The 842-nt window shown below is 57.1% G+C and carries 1 protein-coding gene; it reads right to left on the bottom strand.

The window, feature by feature from the left end; genetic code table 11:
• Positions 1-842: T9SS type A sorting domain-containing protein (locus FJA49_RS18325; RefSeq protein WP_199758339.1), on the bottom strand; the 842-nt coding region annotated here is incomplete at both ends.

The following is an 842-nucleotide window of genomic DNA, read 5'->3' as shown; positions in this document are numbered from 1 at the left end:
CCTCCCAGGTCAACGGGCACGGTGCGGTCGGTAATGTCGAAGTGCTGCAGCTGCCTTCCGGAGAGGTCGTATACGGTGGCTGTCCCTTTTTGGAACTCGTAGCCCACCAGCACGTTGGTGTAGTGCAGGGTAGGGTTGGGGTAGGCCTCTATTGGGTTCTTCTTTTCCTCCTTCTTGCGCTTGTCCTTGAGCTTTACGACCCAGAAGTCGTTGCGTCCCTGTCCGGAGTAGCGGTCCCGGGAAGGCGATCCCATGGAGGTCCCTGCCAGGATATAGCCCCCGTCGCGGGTCTCTATGGCCTTGCGCAGGATGTCCTCGCCGCCGCTTCCCACGGTCTGTGTCCACTGTTCCTCTCCCTTGTCGTCGGTCTTGATTGCGATATAGTCGTTGATTCCCTCAGGGTCTTTCTTTTTGGCGGAATAGGCCTCGGTCTGTGCGTGGCCTCCCAATAGGAGCGACCCGTCCCTGCTTTCCTCGAGGGAAGCGAGCAGGTCTGCCTTTCCGATATCATACGTCTTCTGCCAGAGTATCTCACCTGAAGGATCTACCTTCAGCAGCCAGAAGTCGGTTCCCTTGCCGTTGGATGCGTTCTTGTTGCCGGTGGTTCCGGAGGCGGAGCTTCCTGCTAATAGAAAATTTCCATCCTTAGTTTGCAATACTGCCTGCAATTGGTCGTCTCCCTCACCGCCATAAACCTTCTGCCATTCCGGTTCTCCCTTGGCATCGAGCTTTATGACCCAGTAGTCCGACATCCCGTAGCACTTCTCGGACTTGTTTCCGGATTCTGGCGAGTTGGACGATCCTCCCAGGAGGTATCCCCCGTCCCGTGTCTGCACGGCACT

This window comes from Flavobacterium microcysteis, from assembly GCF_006385255.1.
GTDB classification, from domain to species: domain Bacteria; phylum Bacteroidota; class Bacteroidia; order Flavobacteriales; family Flavobacteriaceae; genus Flavobacterium; species Flavobacterium microcysteis.
The sequence above is the reverse complement of the archived record's forward strand: the minus strand, read 5'-3'. Positions and strand labels throughout refer to the sequence as shown.